This is a genomic window from Mesosutterella porci (assembly GCF_022134585.1).
Classification (GTDB): Bacteria; Pseudomonadota; Gammaproteobacteria; order Burkholderiales; family Burkholderiaceae_F; genus Mesosutterella; species Mesosutterella porci.
Genome location: NZ_JAKNCT010000008.1, coordinates 117963 through 140578, shown reverse-complemented (window position 1 = coordinate 140578; position 22616 = coordinate 117963). Strand labels below are relative to the sequence as shown.

The following is a 22616-nucleotide window of genomic DNA, read 5'->3' as shown; positions in this document are numbered from 1 at the left end:
CACGAGGATCTGAGATAAAAAAATCCGCTCCTTCATGGAGCGGATTTTTTATGCCCGTCTTTTCCCCGGCCGGCTCCGTCCGGCGCCCTCCCTGCAAAAATGCCCTCTTCTTCGACAAACTGCCGGTGCGTCCTGTTCGACATGGACGGCACCCTCGTGGATTCCGTCCGCGATCTTGCGGCGTCCGTCAACGTCCTGCGCCGTGCGAAAGGCCTTGAGGCCCTGCCGCCCGAAAAGTACCGGGCGGCGGCCTCGGAGGGGTCTGTCGCGCTGTTGCGCGCGGGGCTCGGAGTCACGCCCGCATCGCCCGGCTACGAACAGCTACGCCAGGCCTTCTTCGAAGACTACGAGCGCAGGTGCGCCGCAGCGCCCAGCCTCTTTCCCGGCATTGCGGAGCTCCTCGGGGCGCTCGAGCGCGCGGGGATTGCCTGGGGCGTGGTCACGAACAAGCCCGAGCCTTTCGCGCGCAAGATCGTCCGGGCGCTCAAGGCCTTTGAGCACTGCGGCTGCGTGGTGGGCGCCCGACCGGGGCTTCCTCCAAAGCCCGCCCCGGACGGAGTCCTGCTGGCTCTGAGCGGGCTCGGGGCAGAGCCCGCTCAGAGCGCGCTTTGCGGCGACGACCCCCGAGACCTCCTGGCGGCCCGCCGGGCGGGCGCGGCGCCCGTGTTCGCATCCTGGGGCTACTACGACGGCGGCCGCGCCGCAGTCGAGGAGCTCGCCCCCCTCGCGGTGCTCAGGGACCCGGCCGACCTCCTTAAAGTTTTATCCAAGATTTGAAACAATTCTTGTCCAGGCCGGCGATCGGAAGCGCCCCGAAGAGTCCGTTCTGACACCGCACGCCCCCAAAGGCATTAGACTTTTCTCAACTGCCGGCTCCGCGCATCCCGCGCCAGCCGGCCTCATCGGCATTTGCGAAAGGAAGGTTCGAGGATGAGGCTCAACCGGGTTTCAAAGGTTGCCATTGGCGTGGCGGCTGCGTACGGCATTTATTCAGCGCTGGGCTGGTGGGCGCTGCCGTCAGGCTTGAAGTGGGCGGCCTCCGGGCCTGTCTCGAATCTGCTCGGGCGCAAACTCTCGATCGGAGAAGTCCGCTTCAACCCCTGGACCGTAGAGCTCACGGCACGGGACATACGGCTGTCGGGCCGCTCGGAGGCCGACAAGCCGGTCACCATCGGCAGCCTCTACGCCAACGTGGCCGCCCTGTCCTCCATCACCCGCTTCGGAGTCGTGCTCGACGCCCTGTCGGTCGACCATCTGAGCGGCGCACTGAGCGTGGACGAAAACGGCGTCACGAACTTCCAGGACGTGATCGACAGCATTCACAAGCGCCTTCCGCCCCAGCCCGAAAAGCCCGGCGAGGAGCCTTTCCGATTCAGCCTCAACAACGTGAGGCTTTCGAATTCGGACTTCCGCATCTCGATCCCGTCCCACGGGGTCGATGAGCAGATCACGGAGATCAACCTTGGCATTCCCTTCATCGGCTCGATCGGCTCGGACCGCAACATCAACGTCCTGCCCGAGCTCAGGCTGAAGGCGAACGGCTCGGCCTTTGAGGCGCACGGCCGCTCGCTGCCCTTCAAGGACACCCGCGCCACGCAGATGCATTTCGACCTGAAGGACTACAGCCTGCCGCACCTCGCGCGCATGCTGCCGCTCAACGCGGCCGTGAGCAGCGGCTCCGTCACGGCGGCGGCCGACGTCACCTTCGCGCAGGGCACGGCCAAAACCCCGGGCACGATCCTGATCGACTTCAGCGCCGAGGCGAAGGACTTCGCCATGGCTCTCAACGGTGCGCCGGCGGCCAACTCGATTGCCTTCAGCTCGCTCAAGGTCGACTCGGCCGAGATCGACCTCATCAACCATAAGGCCGAGGTGAAGTCCGTGAGCCTCGAGTCGCCGTCCGTGCGGATGCAGCGGCTCGCCGACGGATCGCTCGACTGGAGCGGCCTCTTCAAAACCGCTTCCGCCAAGGCCGATGAAAAATCCGCGGAAGACGCAGAGGCTGAAAAGAAGAAGGGCGGCTCAGATTTCGCCTGGGTTGTCCGCAGCGCGGCGCTCGAAAAAGGCCGCTTCCTGCTGGAAGACCAGGCCGCGCACGGAGCCCGCATCGACGCGGACAGCCTTACGGCCGCCGCCACCAACATCACGATGAAGGAGGGAGAGACAACGCCTTTCGAGGTTTCCGCCAGGCTGCTGGGAGGATCCCTGCGGGCCAACGGCGGCATTGAGCTCGGGGCGCTGCGCGGCAAAGCCTCCGTCGACGCCCAGCGGCTCGCCCTTGGAAAACTTTCAGGCTATGCGCAGAACGCAGGCTGGAGCCTTGACGGACAGGCCACCCTGAAGACGAACCTCGACTTCGATCTGAGCTCAGAGCCCCTTTCGGTGCACGCTCAGGGCGACCTCGGCCTGAAGAAGGCCGCGCTCGCGCAAAACGGGGGCTCCTCCCTCGACATCCGCCTGGGATCGGCCCGGGCCGCGCAGTTTGACGCCGCCTATAAAAAAGACCTCAGCCTGAAATTCGCGAAGCTCGACCTCGGAGAAGGGCACTTCGCGCTGCCCGAAAGCGGCTTTTCGGTCGACACTTCGGCCGCGGCCCGCAACCTGGAACTCGGCTGGGCCGCGGAGTCCGGCCGGATTGATCTCAATGCTCGCTCGCTCGCCCTCACCACGCCCGAGCTGAAAGCCGGCACCTTTGAGGGCAGGCTCGATAAGTTCAATGCGGACAGCCTGCGGGCGGGCTGGGACGGCCGGACGGAGAACGCCACCGTCTCCGGAATGAAGCTCTCCGCGGAGGGCACCTCGCTCAAGGCAGGCTCCTTCAGCGCCACTGCGCGCGGCAGCGACGCCCAGAACCTGTCGGTTCTCTGGAAGGGAAAGGCCAAGACGCTCGGCGTCACCGCAAAGGCAGCCTCGGTCTCAGGCAGCAGCTTCAGCGCCTCGCCCGTTCAGGGAGGAACCGACCGGATCGGACTTGAGGGCCTGCGCGTCGCAGTCGACACGAATCCGAACGGCGCAGTCGACGTCGGCGCGGAGCGCGTGAACTCCCAGCCCTCGCACATCGAGGTGGCCGGGGACACGCCGGTCAAGGCGAGCCTGAGCTCGCTCACCGTTTCGGGCAGCTCCTTCAGGCTCGCCGACCGGATCACCTTCTCCGCGCCCGAAATCAGCGCCGACGGGGTGAAGTCCACGGTCGATCTGTTTGACTTCAACACCGAGCATGCGGTGTTGCGCGGCGCGGCCTTTGAAAAAGCCGCGGAGACTTCCCTCAGCCTTGACAGCGCCGACCTCGCCAAGGCCCAGGCGATCTCGCCGGTGAACGCCGCCCGCGTCTCCACGCTCTCCGACACGCTGTCCGTGCGGAAGTTCAACTGGCAGAGCGGCGCTTCGGGCCACCTCACGCTGGAATCGGCCTCGGCCCGCTCGAGCGCTTTCCAGGTCGAGGGCGGCGGCGCCCGGTTCGGGCGCGTGGATCTCGCCTCGGTCACGGGAGTCAACGCGCCGGCCAGCGGCACCGTGAACATCGGCCGCATCGCCATTGAAAAGCCCCGCTACAGCATCTCGCGCGATGCCAAGGGCAACCTCGACATCGATCCGCTTCTGGGCAAGAGGGGATCGGCCGAAAAGGCGAAGCAGACCCGGGAGGAAATCAAGAAGAAGGTCGCAGCCGAGGAAAAGCGCATCGGCCGCCAGCCCAACCAGCCGGTGAGAGTGGGCGAGTTCTCCATCAAGGACGGAGGCTTCACCTTCGTCGACAAGCTCGTGCGGCCGGCCGGGCAGTTCCGCTTCGGCAGCCTCAACGTAAGCGTGAAACCCGTGGTCTACGGGGGCGGCAACACGCCCTCCACCCTCACCGCGAGCGCCCTCATCAACGGCTCCTCAAAGCTCAGCATCACCGGCAGCGGCTCGCCCTTCGTCGACAAGGGCAAGCTCACCGCCAAGGGCACCCTCACGGCGGTTTCCATGCCGTTTTTCACACCCTACAGCGTCCACTACGTCTCCTACCCGATCCAGAAGGGCAACCTCAGCGTGAAAAGCGACATCACGATGACCGACAAGACGAAGATCAAGGCGGACAACCACGTCGTGATCGAGCAGCTCGGCTGGGGCCCGTACATCCCCAACGAGACCTCCATCAGCCTGCCGGTCACCCTGGCCACCTCGCTGCTCACTGACAGCAAGGGCAACATCGACTTCGATCTGCCGATTTCCGGCGACCTCGCTGATCCGCAGTTCTCGCTGAGCGACCTCGTGCTCACGGGGCTGAAGAACCTGATCATCAAGGTGGTCGCCTCGCCGGTGAACCTGCTCGCCTCGCTTGCGAACTTCAGCGCCAGCTCGTCTTCCAAGCCCGTCCTGGTGCCGTTCCTGTCGGGCCAGAGCAGGCTCACGGCCGACCAGCAGAGCACGGTCACCCAGATCGTGAAGGCCCTGAAGGAGCATCCTGACGCGAAGCTCGAGATCACGCCGCTCATCAACCAGAACGGCGACAGCGAGGCGCTTCACCAGAGAACCTACAACGGACTGCTGAAGGTCGCCCAGTCGACCATGCCTGAAAAAGAACGCAGCCGCGAAGCGGCCGTGCGGGCGCTTTTCGCGATGCAGTTCCCGAAAGAAGACCCGAAGGGATTGTCCGTGTCCGAGATGGAAAGCAGGCTCTACAAGGCGGTCGCTCCTGACCGCTCGAACATCGGGCGGCTCGCCGATGCGCGCTGCAGGCACATAGCCAGAGCCGTCTCGGAGGCCGGAATCAAGGAGAACCGGATCTTCATCACCGGCCCCGAGTTCGACAAGAAGTCAACGGTGGGAGGCGTGAAGCTGCGCTTCGTGCGCTGAAAAAACAGCCCTGCCTTCCGGGCGGGGGAAGCGCTTTTCCCTCCGCCCGAAGGGCTGTGCGGGAGGTCCTCAGCCCGCCGTGAAGGCGTCGCTGTAGATGCGGTCCGGGGCGATCCCGGCCGCCTTGAGCGCCGCCGTGGCGTCGGCCACAAGCCTGCCGCTGCCGCACATGTAGGCGTCGAACCCTGAGGCGTCAGGATGATCCGCGAGGAAAGCGTCCTGGACGTGGCCGCGCCGCCCGTCCCAGTCCGCTTCGCGGCTGAGCACGGGGCAGTAGTGGAACCAGTCGTGCTCGCGCTCCCAGCGGCGGCAGAGCTCGTCCATGTAGAGATCGGCCTTCGTGCGGCCTCCCCAGTAGAGGTAGACCTGGTGGGGCTTCGCGGCGGGCAGCCGGATGTAGTTCTCGATCATCGCCTTGGCCGGCGCAAAGCCCGTGCCCGTCATGAGGAAGGCCAGGTCGTGGTCGGTTCTCTTGTGCAGACGGAATTCGCCCGAGGGGGTCGTGACCCGGAGCATGTCGCCCGCCTTGAGGGGGCTTGCCGTGACGCCGAAGAACCGGTCGGTGAACCGACCTCCCTTCACGTGGCGGATGTGCAGCTCGATCACGCCCGCGACGTTGTCGCAGGCGATCGAGTAGCTGCGGCGCTCGTCGCCCTGCACGATGTCCACAAACTGCCCCGGCGTGAACACGACGGGGGCGCCTGCCGGGCGCAGCACGACGCGGATCACGTCGGGAGCGAGCCGCTCGCAGCTCTCCACCTTCATGTCGGACGCGGCGACCAGCCGCTTCCAGGCGATCTCTATCTCGGCATCGCTCAGCGCCGAGGACGAGCAGCAGAGAATGTTGGGGCCGGAGGCCGGGCGCCCTTCGCTCGAACCCGGGGCGTAGGCGAGAAACGACCCGGAGGCCACCTTAGCGCTGCAGGCCCCGCAGAAACCGCTGCCGCAGGCGTGCGGCAGCTCGATGCCGGCCCTTTCGGCCGCCTTGAGAATTCTCTCTCCCGGCTCAGCCGGGAAGGAAACGTCCGAACCCTTGATCCTGATAGTGTATGTCATCGTGTAATAAGTCCTGTTGTCTTGCCCGGCGGCGCAGCGATGCCCCTGCCGCCGGCCGGGCGTCCCCTCTTAGCATATCATTGTGTCTTAATTCCAAAGCGTCCCTGCGGCCCGGCGCGCCGTCTTCAGGGCATGAACGGCCGGCCAAGAGCCCGCCACGCACTCTTTCAGACAGAGGAGAATTCACATGAACGGTGTCGTTGAACAGCTTCAGGCTTCAGCCGCCGCCGCGGAAATCCGGCGGATGAAGTCCCTGCGCCCCCTCGTGCAGTGCATCACAAACGACGTGGTCCAGGAAGTGACTGCCAACGTGCTTCTGGCCTGCGGCATGTCGCCCGCCATGGTGCCGGGGCTGGAGGAGTGCGCCGAGTTCGCCCGCGGCGCGGCCGACGCGCTGCTTTGCAACGTGGGCACGCCGAACCGGGAGAACGTGCAGGCCATGAAGCTCGCCGCCGCGGCCGCCGCGGACGCGGGCAAGCCCTGGACTCTCGATCCGGTGGGGGCGGGCGGCACCGCCTGGCGCGACAAGGCGATCGAGGAGCTGATCGCGCTGCGCCCCACGGTCATCCGCGGAAACGGTTCTGAGATCCTCGCCGCCGCAGGGTTCGAACACCGCTACAAGGGAGTCGACTCGCTCGACTCCAGCGCCTCAGCCCTGGAGGCCGCGCAGACGCTCGCGGCTCGCTCCGGCTCCGTCGTCTGCGTGACCGGCGAGACGGACTACGTGACCGACGGCCGCCGGACGGTGTCGGTCTCGGGCGGCTGCGCCATGGTCACGCTCGTCGTGGGCACGGGCTGCGCGCTCTCGGCGATGACCGCAGGCTTTGCGGCCGGAGCGTCCGACCCTGTCACGAGCACCGCGACCTGCTGCCTGCTCGCCAAGCGCGCGGCAGAGCGCGCGGGGCAGACGGCCCGCGCGCCCGGATCCTTCCACAACGCCTACCTCGACGCGCTTTACCTGCTCTCGCCCGAGGAAGCGGCCGGGCTGATGAGCGCCTGAGGCAAGCGATGAACAGCGTGAACCTCGAACTCTATCTCGTCCTCGACCCGGTGCTGTGCGGTGGCGAAGATGGCATGATCCAAACCGCTCTTGAAGCCGTGCAGGGCGGCTGCACGATCGTGCAGCTGCGGGCCCCGGCCTGGAAAAAGCGCCGGATCGCCGAATGCGGGCGCGCGCTTCTGAAAGCCCTGGCACCCACGGGCACGCCGCTGATCGTCGACGACCACGTTGACGTCGCCCTCGCGATCGGAGCCCAGGGCGTGCACGTGGGCCAGCAGGATCTGCAGCCGCGGGACGCCAGACGGCTGATGGGGCCGCGCGCGATCATCGGATACTCCATCTCCAGCGGGCGCGAGCTGTCGCTTTGCACCCCGCTCGTGCAGGAGGGCGCCGTGGACTACCTCGGCATCGGCCCGGTCTGGGCCACCGCGACGAAGCCCGACGCGGCGGCTCCCCTCGGGCTTGCAGGCTTTACCGCGCTTGCCGCCCGCAGGCCCTGCCCCGCGGTCGCCATCGGAGCGGTGAACGCCGGCAATGCGGCCTCGCTTGCCGAGGCCGGCGCAGACGGCCTTGCCGTGGTCTCAGCCATCTGCGGGCAGCCCGACCCCAGGGCGGCCGCCGCTTCGCTGCTGCACGCCTTCCGGCAGGGGCTTTCCCGCTAAAATGAAGTAATTCGGGGCGCTGCAGGAAGCCGCCTGAAGGCTCCTGCCGCTCCCCTCCCCCCTTTCCGCAAGGACCGCAGGATCATGGCTTTTTTTTCTGGAAAAATTCCCGGCAGGCTGAAGTACCCCATCGAGACGGCCCGGACCGTCTGCCTCGTCAAGGCAGTCGAGACCTCGGAGGCCGGAAAGAAGTACTGGTCGCAGGAAGAAGCCTCGCAGGTCACGCGGGACCTGCTCTCGGAGACTTCCCGCTCGACGCCGCCCGCCCGCTTCATTGAAGAGCGCGCGCAGCTCGCCTACTCGCGCATGGCGAAAAAGTCGTACGCCCTGCGGACCATGAGATTCGGAGGAAGCCCGGCCCTGGGCTACCTCATCTCGGCGGCGATCATTCTCTGCGCCTACCTGATCGGCGCCTTTTCAGAGCGGTTCTTTTCCTCCGGCTCTGAGGTGAACCTCTTTTCTCCCGTTTATGCCGCGCTCTGCCTCTGGAGCCTTTTCATCTACGCGCTGATGATCATCTACGGCGCGCTCAGCCTCGCGCGCCGGCGGCACATGGAGCTGCCCCTGCGCACGCTGCCCGCGCGGCTCACCTCGGGGCTTGTCGCGCCGAGGCTGATCAGCTCGGGCCTACGGCGGGCGTTCCTTGCCGTCTGGGCGCCCGCCTGCCTGAGGCTCGCGCAGTTCCGGATCGCGCGGGTCTTCCATTGGGCTTTTCTCGCGCTTACGGCCGGAGTGGCCTCAAGTCTCATCGTGCGGGGGCTGAGCGGCACTTACGTCATCGGCTGGGAGCTGCCGCTGTTTGACAGCGCGCCCGACCGGGTCTGCGAGCTCTTCGGCCGCCTCTGGGGATGGATTCCCCAGGCGCTCAACCTGCCGCCCCTGCCGGACGTGGAGGGCGTGGCTGCCATGAGGCTCGACCGCATTGCGGCCGCCCCTGAAGCCGCCTCCCAGATCGCGCCCGCCTCGGCCTGGATGCCGCGGCTTTTCCTGCTGGCGCTTGTGCTGATCGTGATCCCGCGGCTTCTGCTGATCGCCTGGGACAGCGCGGCGCTGCGCCTGCTCAAGCGCCGCGTCGCCATTCCCGTGGATGACTATTTCCGCGCCCTTCTCGAACCTAGGGAGGAACCCGCCGGGGAGGCGGCCGCCTCCGAGCCCGCCCCGGAGTCTGCGGTCTCCGGCGGAAACGGCGCCGTCCAGGCTGACCAGACTTCTCCCGCCGCCGCACCGAAGGAAGAAGCCCCCGCGAAGCAGGAAGGCGGCTCCTGAAAAGCTTCTTTCAAAGGAAATCCACTTTCCCGAGACTCCGGCCCGCGCTCAAAGGGGCCGGAGATTTTTTATTGACCCGGCCCGTCTCTGGGAGCAGGGCTGCGGGCTGGGGCGGCGCTCAGCTCCGGAAGGATCCGAGGGTCCCAAGGCCGCCCCGTCCCCTTCCAGGGCGCCGCCCCGGGAATCCGCCCTCTTTAAAAAAGCTCCGGCGGCAGGCCCGGGCCGCAGAGCCGCCGCCTCCCTGCTGCAGTTCCGCCCGTGAGGAAGCAGGGCTCCAGGCAAAAGATCGGGTAGAGAGTGACCTCACGGTCACTCCCTCCCACACCGCATTGCCCCGGTGAGGGCTGCGGACATGCCGTTCGGCATCCGGCGGTTTTCAAACGTAAGAGGCGGGCTTACTGCATACGGCCTCTGCTGACTTCCTTGTCGATATGCCTTGGCCTCTCGACCGCGGCAGCCCTGCGGCATCGTCAAGGATCTCCCCAGGTCTCACACGTGCGCTTTGCTTCCTGCCTGCTGGATCTACGCCGGCTCCTTCCGTATCGATATGGGGTTAACAGAATGTGGCCTGCTCTCCCGGAGTCGCCGCCTCATATCCAGTTCCTGTTCGTCAGGCTGACGGTTTGCTATCGGCTTCCTTCATCAGTTTGTTACCTCCCTGACTCTGCCGAGTCGCTAGTCCTTCCCTCGATCGGGCGGACGGTGGACTTTCACCACTCACCACTGGTCACACGTGCGCTGCTGGGCGCACCACAAAAAAAATCCGGCCCCCCGGAAAAACCGGGAAAGCCGGATCAGGCACAGGCTCCGAAAACGCCCCTTTCCCCGGGCCCACCGAAACCGGCCGCGGGCGGAAGGGAAAGGCAGCGCCGTCCCTTTTAGGGCACCATCTCGGAAATCTGCTGCTTGCGGGGCTTGTGCACGAGGTCCTCGCGCTTCACCTTCAGATACATCGCAAGAGCAGCCGCCACGAACACGGAAGAGTAGACCGAGCAGCAGATGCCCACCGTCAGGGCGAGGGCGAAATAGTGCAGGGCCGGCCCGCCGAACAGGTACATCGAGATCGTCATGCACAGCGTCGAGGAGTGCGTGATCACCGTACGGGAGATCGTCGCCGTAATGGCCGAGTTGATCACCTCGATTGTGCTCGCCCGGCGCATGGTCCTGAAATGCTCGCGGACGCGGTCGAAAATAATCACCGACTCATTCACGGAATAGCCGAGCACTGCGAGGAGACTCGTAAGCACCTGCAGCGAAAACTCCCACTGGAAGAAGGCAAACAGGCCCAGCACAATCACAATGTCGTGCAGGTTGGCGATCACGGCCGAAACGGAGAACTTCCACTCGAAGCGGAAGGCGAGGTAAACCATGATGCCCAGCACGACAAGCGCAAGAGCGGTCGCCCCGTCGGTGGCGAGCTGCTGGCCCACCTGCGGCCCGACGAACTCGACGGAATGCTGCACCACGCCCGGGGTCTGCTCTGAGAGCACGGCCATCACCTGCTTGGCTTGCTCGCCGGAGCTCTCGCCCTTCTTAAGCGGGACGCGGATCAGCACGTCGCGCGCCGTCCCGTAGTTCTGGACGGAAGCTTCAGGGGAAATCTTCTCCACCAGCAGCTGCCGGACCTTGTCCGTGTCGGCCGCCGCAGGATAGGTCACCTCCATCGTCGTGCCGCCGGTGAACTCAATGGAGAAAGCGAGTCCGCGGGTGACGAGGAAGAAGACCGCGAGGCAGAACATAACGATCGAGAAGATATTCAGGTAAATCGAATACTTCATGAAGGGGATCGTTCTGTGGATCCGGAAAAATTCCATTTTGTCTCTCCTCCCTTACTGTCCGGAACCCGTGGTGCCGGCCGCGCCGGACTTCTTGGCGTCGGGGCGCCAGATTTCGCCCACATGGATCTTCTTCAGGTGCTTCTGGCGGCCGTAGATGAGGTTCACCAGGCCGCGGGATACGAACACGCCGGTGAAGATCGAGGTGATGATGCCCAGACAGTGCACGACGGCAAATCCGCGGATCGGGCCGGAGCCGAAGATGAGCAGCGCGATGCCGGCAATGAGCGACGTGACGTTCGAGTCAACGATGGTGCCGAAGGCGCGGTCGTAGCCTTCCTTAATGGCCACCTGCGGGGTCTTCCACGCGCGCAGCTCCTCGCGGATGCGCTCGTTGATCAGCACGTTCGCGTCGACTGCCATGCCGATGGAAAGCGCGAGGGCGCCAATGCCCGGCAGCGTGAGCGTCGCCTGCATGAGCGACAGGATCGCGATGATGAGCAGCACGTTGAAGAACAGGCAGAAGGCGGAAATCAGACCGAAGACCTGATAGTAGAGCGCCATGAATATCGCGACGACGATGAAGCCGTAGACCGACGAGCGGAAGCCCGCCTCAATATTGGCCTGCCCGAGGCTCGGACCCACGAGGCGCTCCTCGACGATCTCCATCGGGGCCGCAAGGGATCCGGCGCGCAGCAGCAGCGCCGTGTCGGTCGCCTCGATCGTGGTCATGGCCCCGGAGATCTGCACGTGCCCGCCGCCGATTTCCTGGCGGATCACAGGCGCGGTCACCACCTGTCCGTGACCCTTCTCAAAGAGAATGATCGCCATACGCTTGCCGACGTTGTCGCGGGTCACTTCCTTGAAGATGCGGGCGCCCTTGTTGTCGAGCGTGAGGTTCACGGTCGGCTCCTGGGTCTGCGGGTCGAAGCCCGGCTGGGCGTCCTGGAGGTTTTCGCCGGTGAGCACCACGCGGCGGCGCACGAGCACTTGGTGGTTCTCGCGGTCGCTGAAGAGCTCGTCACCGAAGGGGACGGTGCCGGAGGCCATCTGAGTGTAGGCTTCCGGCGTGTCGTCCACCATGCGGATTTCAAGGGTCGCGGTGCGTCCGAGGATGTCCTTCGCCTTGGCGGTGTCCTGCACGCCCGGCAGCTCGACCACGATGCCGGTGGCGCCCTGCTGGGCGATCACCGGCTCGGCCACGCCGAGCTCATTGATTCGATTGCGCAGCGTTCCGATGTTCTGCTTGATGGCGTAGTCCTGGACGTCGCGGATCGCCTTCTCGGACATTGTCGCGCGGACGACGTAGTCGCTGCCGTCGCGGCCGGCGGTGAAGGTCATGTCAGGCTGCGAGAGGCGCATCTGGTCGTAGCCGCGGTCGCGCTGAGCCTCGTCGGCGAACTTCACGACGATCTCGCTGCCGCGCCGGTCGATTCCCGTCTGGCGGATGTCCTTGTCGCGCAGCAGCGTGCGCAGGTCGGCCGCATTGGACTCGACGCGCTTTTCGATGGCCGCCTTCATGTCAACTTCGAGGCGGAAGTGCACGCCGCCGCGCAGGTCGAGGCCGAGGTAGGTGGGCTTGCCGCCGATCGCCGCGAGCCAGTCGGGCGTGTTCGGCACGAGATTCAGGGCAATCACGTAATCCGCGTTGCTCGGGTCGGGATTGAGCGCCTTCTCGAGCGCCTCGCGGCCCTTGAGCTGCAGCTCCGTGTCGGTCACGCCGAACTTCACACGCACGCTGGAGCTCACCTGCTGCGAGCCCTCTTCGAACTTAACGCTCTCAGTCTTGATGCCTGCCGCTTTGAGCGCCGCTTCGACCTGCGTCATCGTCTGGGCCGTCACCTTCACGGTTGCCTTTCCGGAGGAGACCTGGATGGCAGGCGACTCGCCGAAGAAATTGGGCAGCGTGTAGAGAATGCCGATGACGAGGGCGAACAGGATGACAATGTATTTCCAGATTGGATAACGATTCATCTTGACTACCCCAAATCCGGCGCGGGGCGCGCCGAACCTGAAAAAAACAGAGCAGGCGAACCCGGGGCGGATTCACCTGCAGCCGGGGCTGCCGCCCCGTACCGGGGCCGGAACCCCGGCCTGTCCTTGAGCTTGGGAAGAGTTCTGAGGCTCAGAACTTCACCGTGCCCTTGGGCAGGACGTTGGCCACGGTCTGACGCGACAGCTGCAGCGTCACGGCCTTGCCGTCGACCTCAGCGATCTGGATCTTGATGTTCGCGTTGTCGAGCGCCGTCACCTTGCCCATGAGGCCGCCGGCGGTCATCACCTCGTCGCCCGTCTTGAGCCCTTCCACCATCTTCTGGTGCTCCTTGGCGCGCTTCTGCTGCGGCCGGATCAGGAACAGCCAGAAAACGACGATGATGAGGATGAGGGGCACGAACTGCATCGCGGCAGCGGCGGCGCCGCCCGCAGCGGCATCGGCCGCCAAGGCATCGGTAATGAAAAGCATGAATACTCCGGTTTTAAATGGGCAGCCCGCCCCCCAATGGAGGACGCGCGGGCCGCAGAAAAAAATAATCTGCTGATTATAAAAGAAGGAGTGGCGGGATGCAGGAAGACCGCGCACTCCCTGCGGCCGAGGACTCAGTCGATCCCGCGGCTGCGGTCCTCGTAGAACTTCGCCTTCCACTGCTCGAAGCACCCCTTGTCGAGCGCATCGCGCATCTCCTGCATCAGCGTGAGGTAGAAGTGCAGGTTGTGGATGGTGTTGAGCCGAGCCCCCAGGATTTCGCCCGCCTTGTGCAGATGGTGCAGGTACGAGCGGTCAAAATGCCGGCACGTGTAGCAGCCGCATCCCTCGTCAAGAGGCTTGAGGTCGGCCGCGTAGCGCGCGTTCTTGATCTTGATGTCCCCGTAGCGCGTGAAGAGCCAGCCGTTGCGGGCATTGCGCGTCGGCATCACGCAGTCGAACATGTCGATGCCGTTGGAGACCCCTTCGACCAGGTCCTCGGGGGTGCCCACTCCCATCAGGTAGCGGGGACGGTCCTCGGGCAACTGGTGCACGATCTCGGACTCGATCCGGTTCATGACCTCCTTGGGCTCCCCCACCGAGAGGCCGCCCACAGCGTAGCCGTCGAATCCGATGTCGGTCAGCCCCTGGAGCGACTCCTCGCGCAGCTTCTCGTACATGCCGCCCTGCACGATGCCGAACAGGGCGTTGGGATTGCCGAGCCGCCGGAACTCATCGCGGCAGCGCCGCGCCCAGCGCAGCGACATCCGCATGGAGTCGGCCGCCTCGCGCTCGGTGGCCGGGCGGCCGTCGATCTCGTAGGGCGTGCACTCGTCGAGCTGCATCACGATGTCAGAATTGAGGCAGGTCTGGATCCTCATCGACTCTTCGGGCGAGAGGAAAAGTCTGCGGCCGTCAATCGGGGAGGCGAACTTCACGCCCTCCTCGGTGATCTTGCGCAGCCCCTTGAGAGAAAACACCTGGAAGCCGCCCGAATCCGTGAGGATCGGCCGGTCCCAGTGCATGAAGCGGTGCAGCCCGCGGTGCAGCCCGATCACATCGAGGCCGGGCCGCAGCCACAGGTGGAAGGTGTTGCCGAGGATGATCTGGGCTCCGTTGTCAAGGAGCTCCTCGGGCGTCATGGACTTCACCGTGCCGCAGGTGCCGACCGGCATGAAGATCGGGGTCTGCACCACGCCGTGGTTGAGGGTGAGCTCGCCGCGCCGGGCCTTGCCCGAGCGCGCGAGGACTTTAAAGGATAATCCCATGTGCGGGTGCTCCGTTAAGAGGCCTGAGGCGCGTTTTCGAGGAACATGGCATCGCCGTACGAGAAGAAGCGGTAGCGCTGCTCGATCGCATGGCGGTAGGCCGAGAGGATGCGCTCGCGCCCGGCGATGGCCGACACCAGCATGACGAGCGTCGACTTCGGGAGATGGAAGTTCGTGATCAGCGCATCGATCGTGCTGAAGCGGTAGCCCGGCGTGATGAAAAGCGTCGTGTCGCGGGAGCCCGGCCGGATGCGGCCCGGGGCCACCGCCGCAGCTTCCAGCGTACGCAGCGAGGTCGTGCCGACGGCCACCACGCGGCGCCCCTCGGCTTTCGCGCGGTTTACTTTTTCGGCCACCTCCTCGCTCACCGAGTACCACTCGGAGTGCATCTTGTGCTCGGAGATTTTCTCCTCGCGCACCGGCTGGAAGGTCCCCGCGCCAACATGCAGCGTCACGTAGGCCTCCTCGACGCCCTTCGCGCGGATCTCCTCGAGCAGCTCCTTCGTGAAATGCAGGCCGGCGGTCGGTGCGGCAACGGCGCCCGGGATTTTCGCGTAAACGGTCTGATACGTCGACTCGTCGGCCGCGTTCGCGTCGCGCTCGATGTAGGGCGGCAGCGGCGTCTTGCCGAACCGGTCGAGGCAGGACAGCACCGCCTCAGGGAACTCGAGCTCGAAGAACTCGCCCTCGCGCCCGAGCACCTTCACCTCGAGCCGCTCCCCCCGGGGGTTTTCAAAAACAACGGACGAGCCGGGCTTGGGCGACTTGCTCGCGCGGATCATCGCGATCGCGCTTTTCTCGCCCGTCACGCGCTCGATCAGGGCCTCGATCGCCCCGCCCGTCGCCTTGTGGCCGCGGAGCCGGGCCTTGATCACGAAGGTGTTGTTCATGACCATGAGGTCGCCGGGGCGCAGCAGCTTCACGATGTCGTGGAAAACCAGGTCCTCGAGGCCCCCCTGCGGAATCACATGCAGCAGCCTGCATTCATCGCGGTTTTCAAGGGGATACTGTGCAATAAGCTCCTGGGGGAGCTCGAAATCGAAGTCGGAAAGATATTGTTCGGTCATGGCTTGACTGGCCAGAGGTAAGGAAAGGGGGCTCATTATAAACGGAAGGAAGGCGGAAGGCCTTGCCGCCTCCCTGCCGTTTTGGCATAATCCAGAACCTGCTCCCGCCCGGGTGGCGAAACGGTAGACGCAGCGGATTCAAAATCCGCCGGTTAACAGCCGTGAGGGTTCGAGTCCCTCTCCGGGCACCATATTTCTAATAAAATCAAAAGTTTAAATAGTTTTTGATTTTCTCCTTTCCTCCCCGCCGCAGGCCAGAGGCCTCCTCCCTTAAAGGTGCGCCGCAGCCCGCCTCCGAAAAACGTCTCCGGCCCAGCCCCCGCTCCAGGAGTTTTTCCGCGCGGCCCACGGGCCGCGCAGGCCGCCCTACAGGAACTGGGCCCCGATGATCCCCATCAGCATGAGCGGGATATTAAACACGAGAAAGGTGGGCACGCAGGTGTCCCAGATGTGGTCGTGCTGGCCGTCCGCGTTCAGGCCGCTCGTGGGCCCGAGCGTGCTGTCCGAAGCGGGGCTGCCCGCGTCACCCAGGGCTCCTGCGGCGGTCATCAGCAGCACGGTGGCCGGCAGAGAAAAGCCCACGGCCGCGCAAAGCGGCACGTAGATCACGGCCAGGATCGGAACGGTACCGAAGGAGGTGCCGATGCCCATCGTCACGATGAGACCGATCACGGTGATGATCACGGCCGCGAGAATTCTGCTCGAGCCGATGAAGGGCACCACGCCCTCGATGAGCTCCTTCACCGCGCCCGTCTCCTTGAGCACCGCGGCGTAGCCGCCCGCGATCAGCATCACAAAGGCGATGAGGCCCATCATCGAAATGCCGCTGTCGATCCGGGAGTCAAGCTCGCTGAAGCGGAAGGCCTTGCCCACCATCATCACGGTAAGGCCGAGCAGCGCCGCAAGCGGCAGCGACTCGAGCGTCACCTGCACCACGACAGCGAGCAGGATCGCGGCGAGCGTGACCCAGTGCTTCGCGGTGAGCCTGCCGCCGCGAGAGGCTTCCGCGAGCGTGGCGTCGAGCGGCGCGTCGCGGTAGGCGCGGGGCCGCCGGTAGAGCACGAACACTGCGAAGAGCAGCCCCGCGAGCATGGACAGCCCGAGCAGCCAGGCCACCGATGCGACGTCCGAGACTGTGGTCTTCATGCCGCTCGAGGTCATGCTGTCGGCGACGATGCCCTGGAAGATGAGCCCGAAGCCCACGGGCAGCGAAATATAGGGCGCGGTGAGCCCAAAGCCGAGCGAGCAGGCGATCGCGCGCCGGTCGAGCTTCATTTTGTTCATCAGCGCGAGCAGCGGCGGAATGAGCAGCGGGATGAAGGCGATGTGCACCGGCACCACGTTCTGCGACAGGCAGGAGATGAAGGCGATCGTGAGGCAGAACGCGACGGGCCGGTGCGCCATGTGCCGCCCCAGCCAGTCGACAAGCAGCTGCATGAGGCCGGTCTTCGCGATGGAAACGGCGAACGTGCCGAGAAGAATGTAGGAGAGAGCAGTCGTCGCGTTGCCCGAAAAGCCGTTGGCGAGCACCGTCATCGTCTTGGTGAGCCCGAGGCCTCCCGCAACGCCCGCCGCGATCGCAGCGATGAGCAGCGAGATGAGAACGTTCACTTTGGCGAGACAGAGCGCGCAAAGCAGGACGACGGAGAGAATGATCGGATTGAGGACGAGGTCCATCAGCAGCTCCCGTTTGTGAAGAAATGTATCTCAAGCATACCCGAAGGCTCCCCCTTTCAGCATCAGGCCGGAGGCGGCAGCTGCTGCGGGCGGGCGTCTGAGGCGAGGGGGAACCAGAGCGTGATCCGGGCTCCGCCCTCAGGAAGGTTCTCGGCCCGAATGCGTCCGCGGTGAGCCTCGACCGTGAGGCTCGCGAGCGTGAGCCCGAGCCCGGCCTGCTCGGCGCCCTCAAGCGCCTCAGCATCGGTGCCCTCGCTGTTGATCAGCCGCAGCAGGAACTCAGGCAGCCCGCGGCCGTGGTCCCGCACGGAGAACTCGACCCCGCCCGAGGCGCGCTGCACGGAGACGGCCACCGCGGTGCCGCGCGGGGAGAACTTGTCGGCGTTGTCTATCAGGCACTCGAGCGCCCGCCGCACCAGCATCGGCTCGAGCTCCAGCTCGGGAACCTCGTCCCGCACCACGGTCTCTATCGTCTTGCCGTAGCCCTGGGCCCAGGCCCGGCGCGCCACCTCGTTGAGCAGCTCCGGCACTGAAACTCGCTCGGTGCGCAGCTTCACGTTGCCCGCCTGCAGCCTGGAGAGCTCCTTCAGGTTGCCGGTGAGCCTCTGGAGCATCGAGGCCTGGGAGCGGATCGCCGCCGCCCCTTCCTTTTCATAGGATGTCCCCGGAGGCGCCTTGAGGATGCGCTCCGCGGTCTTCGCGATCAGGGCAACGGGCCGCGAGAGATCCTGGATCACCGCTCCGATCAGAGCGGCCCTCGTGCGCTCGGCCTCGCCCTTCACGAGGGCGTCGCGGGCGATGCCGGCGTAGTCGATGCGCTCGAGCGTCTGCGCGATCTGCGCGGCGCAGGCGTCAAGCAGCCGCTTGTTGTCGGGGTCGGAGAAAAGAAAGGCGCCCGAGGGGCGTATCGCGAGCACGCCCCAGCTTTTCTTCGAGGCGAGCAGCGGCACGGTCCGTTCGGGCGAGGCCGACAGGGTCTGGGTGCCCAGGCCCGCCTCCTTGCCGTGGTCGAAGCTCCACTGCGCGACCTCGATATCCGCGTCGCCCGCCGAGTCGACGTAGGCGAGCTCCCCGGTCCGGTCGGGCAGCGCGAGCCTGATGTCGGACTTGAGCAGCGGCGACAGGTGCGTCCTCACCACCTTCGAGACCTGCCCGGGGGTGAGCGCGGTGGCGAGCTCGCGCGCGAGCCCCGCCACCGCGGAGCTTCGGAAGTCGCGCGTGCAGGCGAGATCCGCCTCGCGCCGCAGCCTCTCGGACATGTGCCCGACCCAGACCGCGGTGAGCAGCACCAGCCCGAAGGTGAAGAGGTACTGGGGATTGTTCGCCGTGAACTCAAAGACCGGGGGCATGTAGAAGTAGTCAAAGCAGAAGCCCGCCGCCACCACGGCCCAGACGGCCGGGCCGATGCCCCACAGGGCCGAGACGAACACGGCGAGCAGGAACACGACGATGATGACGTTGGCGGGCTCGAACACGGTGAGCAGCGCTGCGGCCGCGGCCATGTCGACCGCGCAGGCGAGCGTCGCCCAAAGGTAGTTCACCGGCGGGACCCCGCCCGAGGCGAGCAGCTCTGAGCGCCTGCGCTCCCTCGGGGTCTCGAGGGCGATCTGCACGATGTCGAGGTCCGGGTAGGAGCGCAGCAGCCGATCCGCGAGGCCCGGCTTGAAAAGCGAGCAGATCGTGCGCGCCCTCGCCCCGAGCACGACCTTGGTGACATTGCGCTTTCTCGCGTACCGGGCGATGAGCCCGGCCTGATCGCTGCCCGAGAGCACCGTGGTCTCGGCCCCGAGCTGCGCGGCGAGGTTGAGGTTGTCGAAGCTCCTTTTTCGCAGCTTCATGTCCGAGGCGGCCGGATCCTCCACATGCACCGCGATCCACTCGGCCTTCATCCGGTTCGCCATCCGCGCGGCCTCGCGCACTACGCGCGCGCTTTCCTCGCTCGAGCCCACGGCAACCAGAATCCGCTCCTGGGCCTCCCAGACCCGGTCGATCGAGCGCTCCTCGCGCCACGCCCTCATCTGCGCGTCGACGCGGTCGGCGGTGCGGCGCAGCGCGAGCTCGCGCAGCGCGATGATGTTGCCCTCGCGAAAAAAGCCCTTCGCCGCCCTTTCCGCGACGTTGGGCATGTAAATCTTGCCCTCGGCGAGCCGCCGCAACAGCTCCGCGGCGGGCAGGTCGACCAGCTTCACCTCCCAGGCTTCGTCAAACACCCAGTCCGGCACCGTCTCCCGGACCTTGATGCCGGTGATACCCGCCACAACGTCGTTCAGGCTCTCGAGGTGCTGGACATTGAGCGCGGTGTAGACGTCGATGCCCTCGTCGAGCAGCTCCTCGACATCCTGCCAGCGCTTCCGGTGGCGGCTGCCCGGCAGGTTCGTGTGCGCGAGCTCGTCGAGCACGAGCAGCGCCGGGCGGCGCCTGAGCGCGGCCTGCATGTCGAATTCGTGGAGGCTGCTGCGGCCGGGCAGGCTGCGCTTCGGCAGGATTTCGAACCCCTCGAGCAGCGCCGTCGTCTCGGGCCGGCCGTGCGTCTCGGCCAGCCCCACCACGACATCCACCCCGGCCTTGAGCCGCTCCTTCGCCTCCTGCAGCATGGCGTAGGTCTTGCCCACGCCCGCGCTGGCGCCAAAAAAGATCTTGAGGCGGCCTCGGCTCCTGTCCTTCTCCTCCTTTTGCAGGGAGGCCAGCAGTGCGTCCGGGTCGGGCCTTTTGTCGCGCTCTTTATCGTCCATAGCGTCAGCTCCTCTTCGGTTGGGGCGGGATGCGGTCCGGGGCGGTTCAGCGCCTCGCGGCGCCCCGCTTCGTCCTGCCCCGCGCGGCCTTGCCGCGGGCGGGCTCCGCGGCGGGGTAGAGCCGGTCGAGCTCCAGGTTGATCCGCAGCACGTTCACCCGCTTTTCTCCCAGGAAGTGCAGCAGCGGCTTTTCCGTACAGTCCTTCACGAGCCGGCGGATCTTTGCGGGCGGAACGCGCCTTGCGCGGGCGACGCGCTGAACCTGCCAGAGCGCGGCCTCGACGGTGATGTGGGGGTCGAGCCCCGAGCCCGAGGCGGTGACCAGGTCCTGGGGCACGGGGCCTTTCTCGCCGGGATTGGCCCTGCGCTGGTCGGCGGCGCGCTCCTGCACCTTCTCGAGCAGCCACACGCTCGCGGGCCCCTCGTTGCTGCCGCCCGAGACCATGGCGTTGTTCGCCCCGCCGGGACTGGCACTCGGGCGCCCGTGGAAATAGCGCGCCTCGCTCCAGTCCTGCGCGATCAGGGCGCTGCCCACCGCAACGCCGTTTCTGTAGACGAGCGAGCCGTTCGCCTGCTCCGGGAACCAGTACTGGGCCGCCACGGTGACGAGAACCGGATAGAGGACGCCGCAGACCGCTCCGAGCATCAGGAAGGACAGGAGCGCGTTTTTCAAAGCCTTCAGCATGCTTTCGTGTCCCTCCCGCTCATCAGTAAAGCCCCATGTAAAAGAGCGCGAGGTCGATCGCCTTGATCAGGACGAAGGGCACGGCAAGGCCCCCCAGGCCGAAGACGATCACGTTGCGGCGCAGCAGCCTGATGGGAGAGGCCGCGCGCGTCGAGACCCCGCGGATCGCCACCGGGATCAGCAGGAACATGACCAGCGCGTTGAAGATCACCGTCGAGAGCACCGCGCTCACGGGCGAGGCGAGATGCAGGAAGTTGAGCACCTCGAGCTCCGGATAGGTCACGGAAAACGCAGCCGGAATGATCGCGAAGTACTCGGCGATCACATTGCTCACGGCGAATATCGTGATCGCTCCGCGGGTGAGCATCATCTGCTTGCCGATGTCGATGATGTCGAGCAGCTTCGTAGGGTTGGAGTCGAGGTCGATCATGTTGCCCGCCTCCTTGGCCGCCTGGGTGCCGTTGCCCATCGCCACCGCCACGTCGGCCATCGCGAGCGCCGGCGCGTCGTTGGTGCCGTCGCCGCTCATGGCGACGAGCCTGCCTTCGGACTGCAGGCGGCGGATGATGGTGAGCTTGTCCTCGGGGTTCGCATCCCCGATGAAATCGTCGACGCCCGCCTCAGCGGCGATGGCTGCGGCGGTGTACTTGTTGTCGCCGGTGAGCATCACCGTGCGGATGCCCATCTCGCGCAGGCGCTTGAAACGGTCGCGGATTCCCCTTTTCACCACGTCCTTGAGCTCCACGATGCCGAGCACCCGGTCGTTGTCGGACACGATAAGCGGGGTGGACCCGCGCCGGGCGGCGGAGATCGACTTCTGAGCGATCTCGGGCGGCACCGCGGCGCCCATGCCCTGCAGCCACTGCGCTATGGCGTCCATCGAGCCCTTGCGGATCCTGCTGCCCTCGAAGTCAATGCCCGACATGCGCGTCTGGGCGCTGAAGGCGAAGAATTTCGCGCCCTTGTAAAAATTAACGTCGTGCTTCACGTTGTAGCGCTCGCGCGCGAGCCTCACGATCGAGTGCCCCTCCGGCGTCTCATCGGCAATCGAGGCGGCCGCCGCGGCCTCCGCCAGCTCAAGCACGGTCACCCCGGGACTGGGAAGAAAGGCGATCGCCTCGCGGTTTCCCACCGTGATCGTCCCGGTCTTGTCGAGCAGCAGCACGTCCACGTCACCCGAAGCCTCCACCGCCCGGCCCGACATCGCGATGACGTTCGCCTTCATCATGCGGCTCATGCCCGCCACGCCGATGGTCGAGAGCAGTCCCGCGATCGTGGTCGGAATCACGCAGACAAGGAAGGCGACCGCAGTGATGACCCGCACCGGCAGCCCGTGCCCCCCGTGATTCGTCGCGTAGAAGGAAAAGGGCACCAGAGTCGAGCAGGACAGCAGCAGGATCACCGTCATCGAGGTAAGCAGGATCGTGAGCGCGACCTCGTTGGGGGTGCGCCTTCTGCTTGAGCCGTCCACCATCGAGATCATCTTGTCGAGGAACGAGTCGCCCTGGTCGACGCTCACGCGCGCGATCAGCCGGTCGGAGAGCACCCGGGTGCCGCCCACGACGAGGTTCGAGCCCTCGCAGGGCTCGCGCACGACCGGGGCGGACTCGCCGGTCACTGCAGACTCGTCGACTGCGGCGACGCCTTCGATCACCTCCGCGTCGGCCGGGATGATGTCCCCGGGCTCGATGAGCAGCAGGTCGCCCTTCTTCAGGTTCTCCGCGAGCACGAGCTCAGGCGAGGCCGCCTCGGAGACCGAGCGGATGCGCTTGGCGAGGATCTCGCTGCGGGTGCCGCGCAGGGCGGTGGCCTGCGCCCGCCCGCGCTCCTCGGCGAGCGCCTCGGAGAAATTCCCGAGCCAGATGATGATCCAGAGCCAGACCGCGAGCGAGAACGCGAAGAAGGTCTCGCTCAGATGCCCCTCGGGCACGGGGGTGGGGAAGATCCACTCGTAGACGGCGAGGATCGTGACCACCACGGCCGCCGTCCAGACGACGAACATGACCGGGTTGCGCATGACTGCCACGGGGTTGAGCCTGTAGAGGGCGAGCCCGAGGCACTGGAGCACAAGCTTCGGAGTGAAAAGCCGCCTTCGCAGCAGCCTGGCGGCATCGCGGCCTTCTTCCTGCAT

The 22616-nt window shown here is 65.9% G+C and carries 15 protein-coding genes and 1 tRNA gene; 6 read left to right on the top strand and 10 right to left on the bottom strand.

Features of this window, described 5'->3' with window-relative positions; all coding sequences use genetic code 11:
• Nucleotides 1-99 precede the first annotated feature (99 nt).
• Nucleotides 100-777: an HAD family hydrolase gene (locus tag MAF45_RS07770; protein ID WP_237979068.1), complete on the top strand. Its 678-nt coding sequence runs from the start codon at nucleotides 100-102 to the stop codon at nucleotides 775-777.
• Nucleotides 778-930: 153 nt separating this feature from the next.
• Entirely contained in the window at nucleotides 931-4833 is a 3903-nt protein-coding gene (locus tag MAF45_RS07765) for a DUF748 domain-containing protein (RefSeq protein WP_237979067.1), read from the top strand.
• 69 nt (nucleotides 4834-4902) lie between these two features.
• On the opposite strand, the gene MAF45_RS07760 is transcribed toward MAF45_RS07765, so the two are convergent.
• Complete coding sequence (locus tag MAF45_RS07760; RefSeq protein WP_237979066.1) at nucleotides 4903-5889, bottom strand: 2Fe-2S iron-sulfur cluster-binding protein; 987 nt, start codon at nucleotides 5887-5889, stop codon at nucleotides 4903-4905.
• A 187-nt stretch (nucleotides 5890-6076) separates the two neighbouring features.
• Here MAF45_RS07760 and thiM point away from each other — a divergent pair, with 187 nt between their 5' ends.
• From thiM to MAF45_RS07745, 3 genes are all read left to right on the top strand, one after another.
• The gene (gene thiM, locus MAF45_RS07755) at nucleotides 6077-6889 is read left to right on the top strand and encodes a hydroxyethylthiazole kinase (protein WP_237979065.1); all 813 of its coding nucleotides are present in this window, start codon (nucleotides 6077-6079) and stop codon (nucleotides 6887-6889) included.
• An 8-nt stretch (nucleotides 6890-6897) separates the two neighbouring features.
• A complete protein-coding gene (gene thiE / locus MAF45_RS07750) occupies nucleotides 6898-7551 on the top strand; it encodes a thiamine phosphate synthase (RefSeq protein WP_237979064.1) in 654 nt (217 codons plus the stop codon).
• Nucleotides 7552-7635: 84 nt separating this feature from the next.
• Nucleotides 7636-8817 (top strand): DUF2868 domain-containing protein, encoded by a 1182-nt coding sequence (locus tag MAF45_RS07745; protein WP_237979063.1) that lies wholly within the window; start codon nucleotides 7636-7638, stop codon nucleotides 8815-8817.
• 878 nt (nucleotides 8818-9695) lie between these two features.
• On the opposite strand, the gene secF is transcribed toward MAF45_RS07745, so the two are convergent.
• From secF to queA, 5 genes are all read right to left on the bottom strand, one after another.
• Complete coding sequence (gene secF / locus MAF45_RS07740) at nucleotides 9696-10631, bottom strand: protein translocase subunit SecF (protein WP_237979062.1); 936 nt, start codon at nucleotides 10629-10631, stop codon at nucleotides 9696-9698.
• A gap of 15 nt (nucleotides 10632-10646) precedes the next feature.
• A complete protein-coding gene (secD, locus tag MAF45_RS07735; RefSeq protein WP_237979061.1) occupies nucleotides 10647-12566 on the bottom strand; it encodes a protein translocase subunit SecD in 1920 nt (639 codons plus the stop codon).
• A gap of 151 nt (nucleotides 12567-12717) precedes the next feature.
• Entirely contained in the window at nucleotides 12718-13056 is a 339-nt protein-coding gene (gene yajC, locus MAF45_RS07730; RefSeq protein WP_237979060.1) for a preprotein translocase subunit YajC, read from the bottom strand.
• 134 nt (nucleotides 13057-13190) lie between these two features.
• Nucleotides 13191-14324: a tRNA guanosine(34) transglycosylase Tgt gene (gene tgt, locus MAF45_RS07725; protein WP_237979059.1), complete on the bottom strand. Its 1134-nt coding sequence runs from the start codon at nucleotides 14322-14324 to the stop codon at nucleotides 13191-13193.
• A 14-nt stretch (nucleotides 14325-14338) separates the two neighbouring features.
• Nucleotides 14339-15391: a tRNA preQ1(34) S-adenosylmethionine ribosyltransferase-isomerase QueA gene (gene queA / locus MAF45_RS07720; RefSeq protein ID WP_237979058.1), complete on the bottom strand. Its 1053-nt coding sequence runs from the start codon at nucleotides 15389-15391 to the stop codon at nucleotides 14339-14341.
• Between the two features lie 106 nt (nucleotides 15392-15497).
• Here queA and MAF45_RS07715 point away from each other — a divergent pair.
• A tRNA-Leu gene (locus MAF45_RS07715) sits at nucleotides 15498-15582 on the top strand.
• A gap of 175 nt (nucleotides 15583-15757) precedes the next feature.
• Here the strand turns inward: MAF45_RS07715 and MAF45_RS07710 are convergent.
• The 4 genes from MAF45_RS07710 to kdpB all read right to left on the bottom strand — a co-directional run bounded on the left by MAF45_RS07710 (nucleotide 15758) and on the right by kdpB (nucleotide 22616).
• Nucleotides 15758-17068: a Na+/H+ antiporter family protein gene (locus MAF45_RS07710; protein WP_237979057.1), complete on the bottom strand. Its 1311-nt coding sequence runs from the start codon at nucleotides 17066-17068 to the stop codon at nucleotides 15758-15760.
• Nucleotides 17069-17130: 62 nt separating this feature from the next.
• Nucleotides 17131-19800: a DUF4118 domain-containing protein gene (locus MAF45_RS07705; RefSeq protein WP_237979056.1), complete on the bottom strand. Its 2670-nt coding sequence runs from the start codon at nucleotides 19798-19800 to the stop codon at nucleotides 17131-17133.
• A gap of 46 nt (nucleotides 19801-19846) precedes the next feature.
• The gene (kdpC, locus tag MAF45_RS07700) at nucleotides 19847-20485 is read right to left on the bottom strand and encodes a potassium-transporting ATPase subunit KdpC (protein ID WP_237979055.1); all 639 of its coding nucleotides are present in this window, start codon (nucleotides 20483-20485) and stop codon (nucleotides 19847-19849) included.
• Nucleotides 20486-20507: 22 nt separating this feature from the next.
• Nucleotides 20508-22616 carry a potassium-transporting ATPase subunit KdpB gene (gene kdpB / locus MAF45_RS07695; protein ID WP_237979054.1) on the bottom strand — a complete coding sequence of 703 codons (2109 nt, stop codon included), beginning with the start codon at nucleotides 22614-22616 and terminating at the stop codon, nucleotides 20508-20510.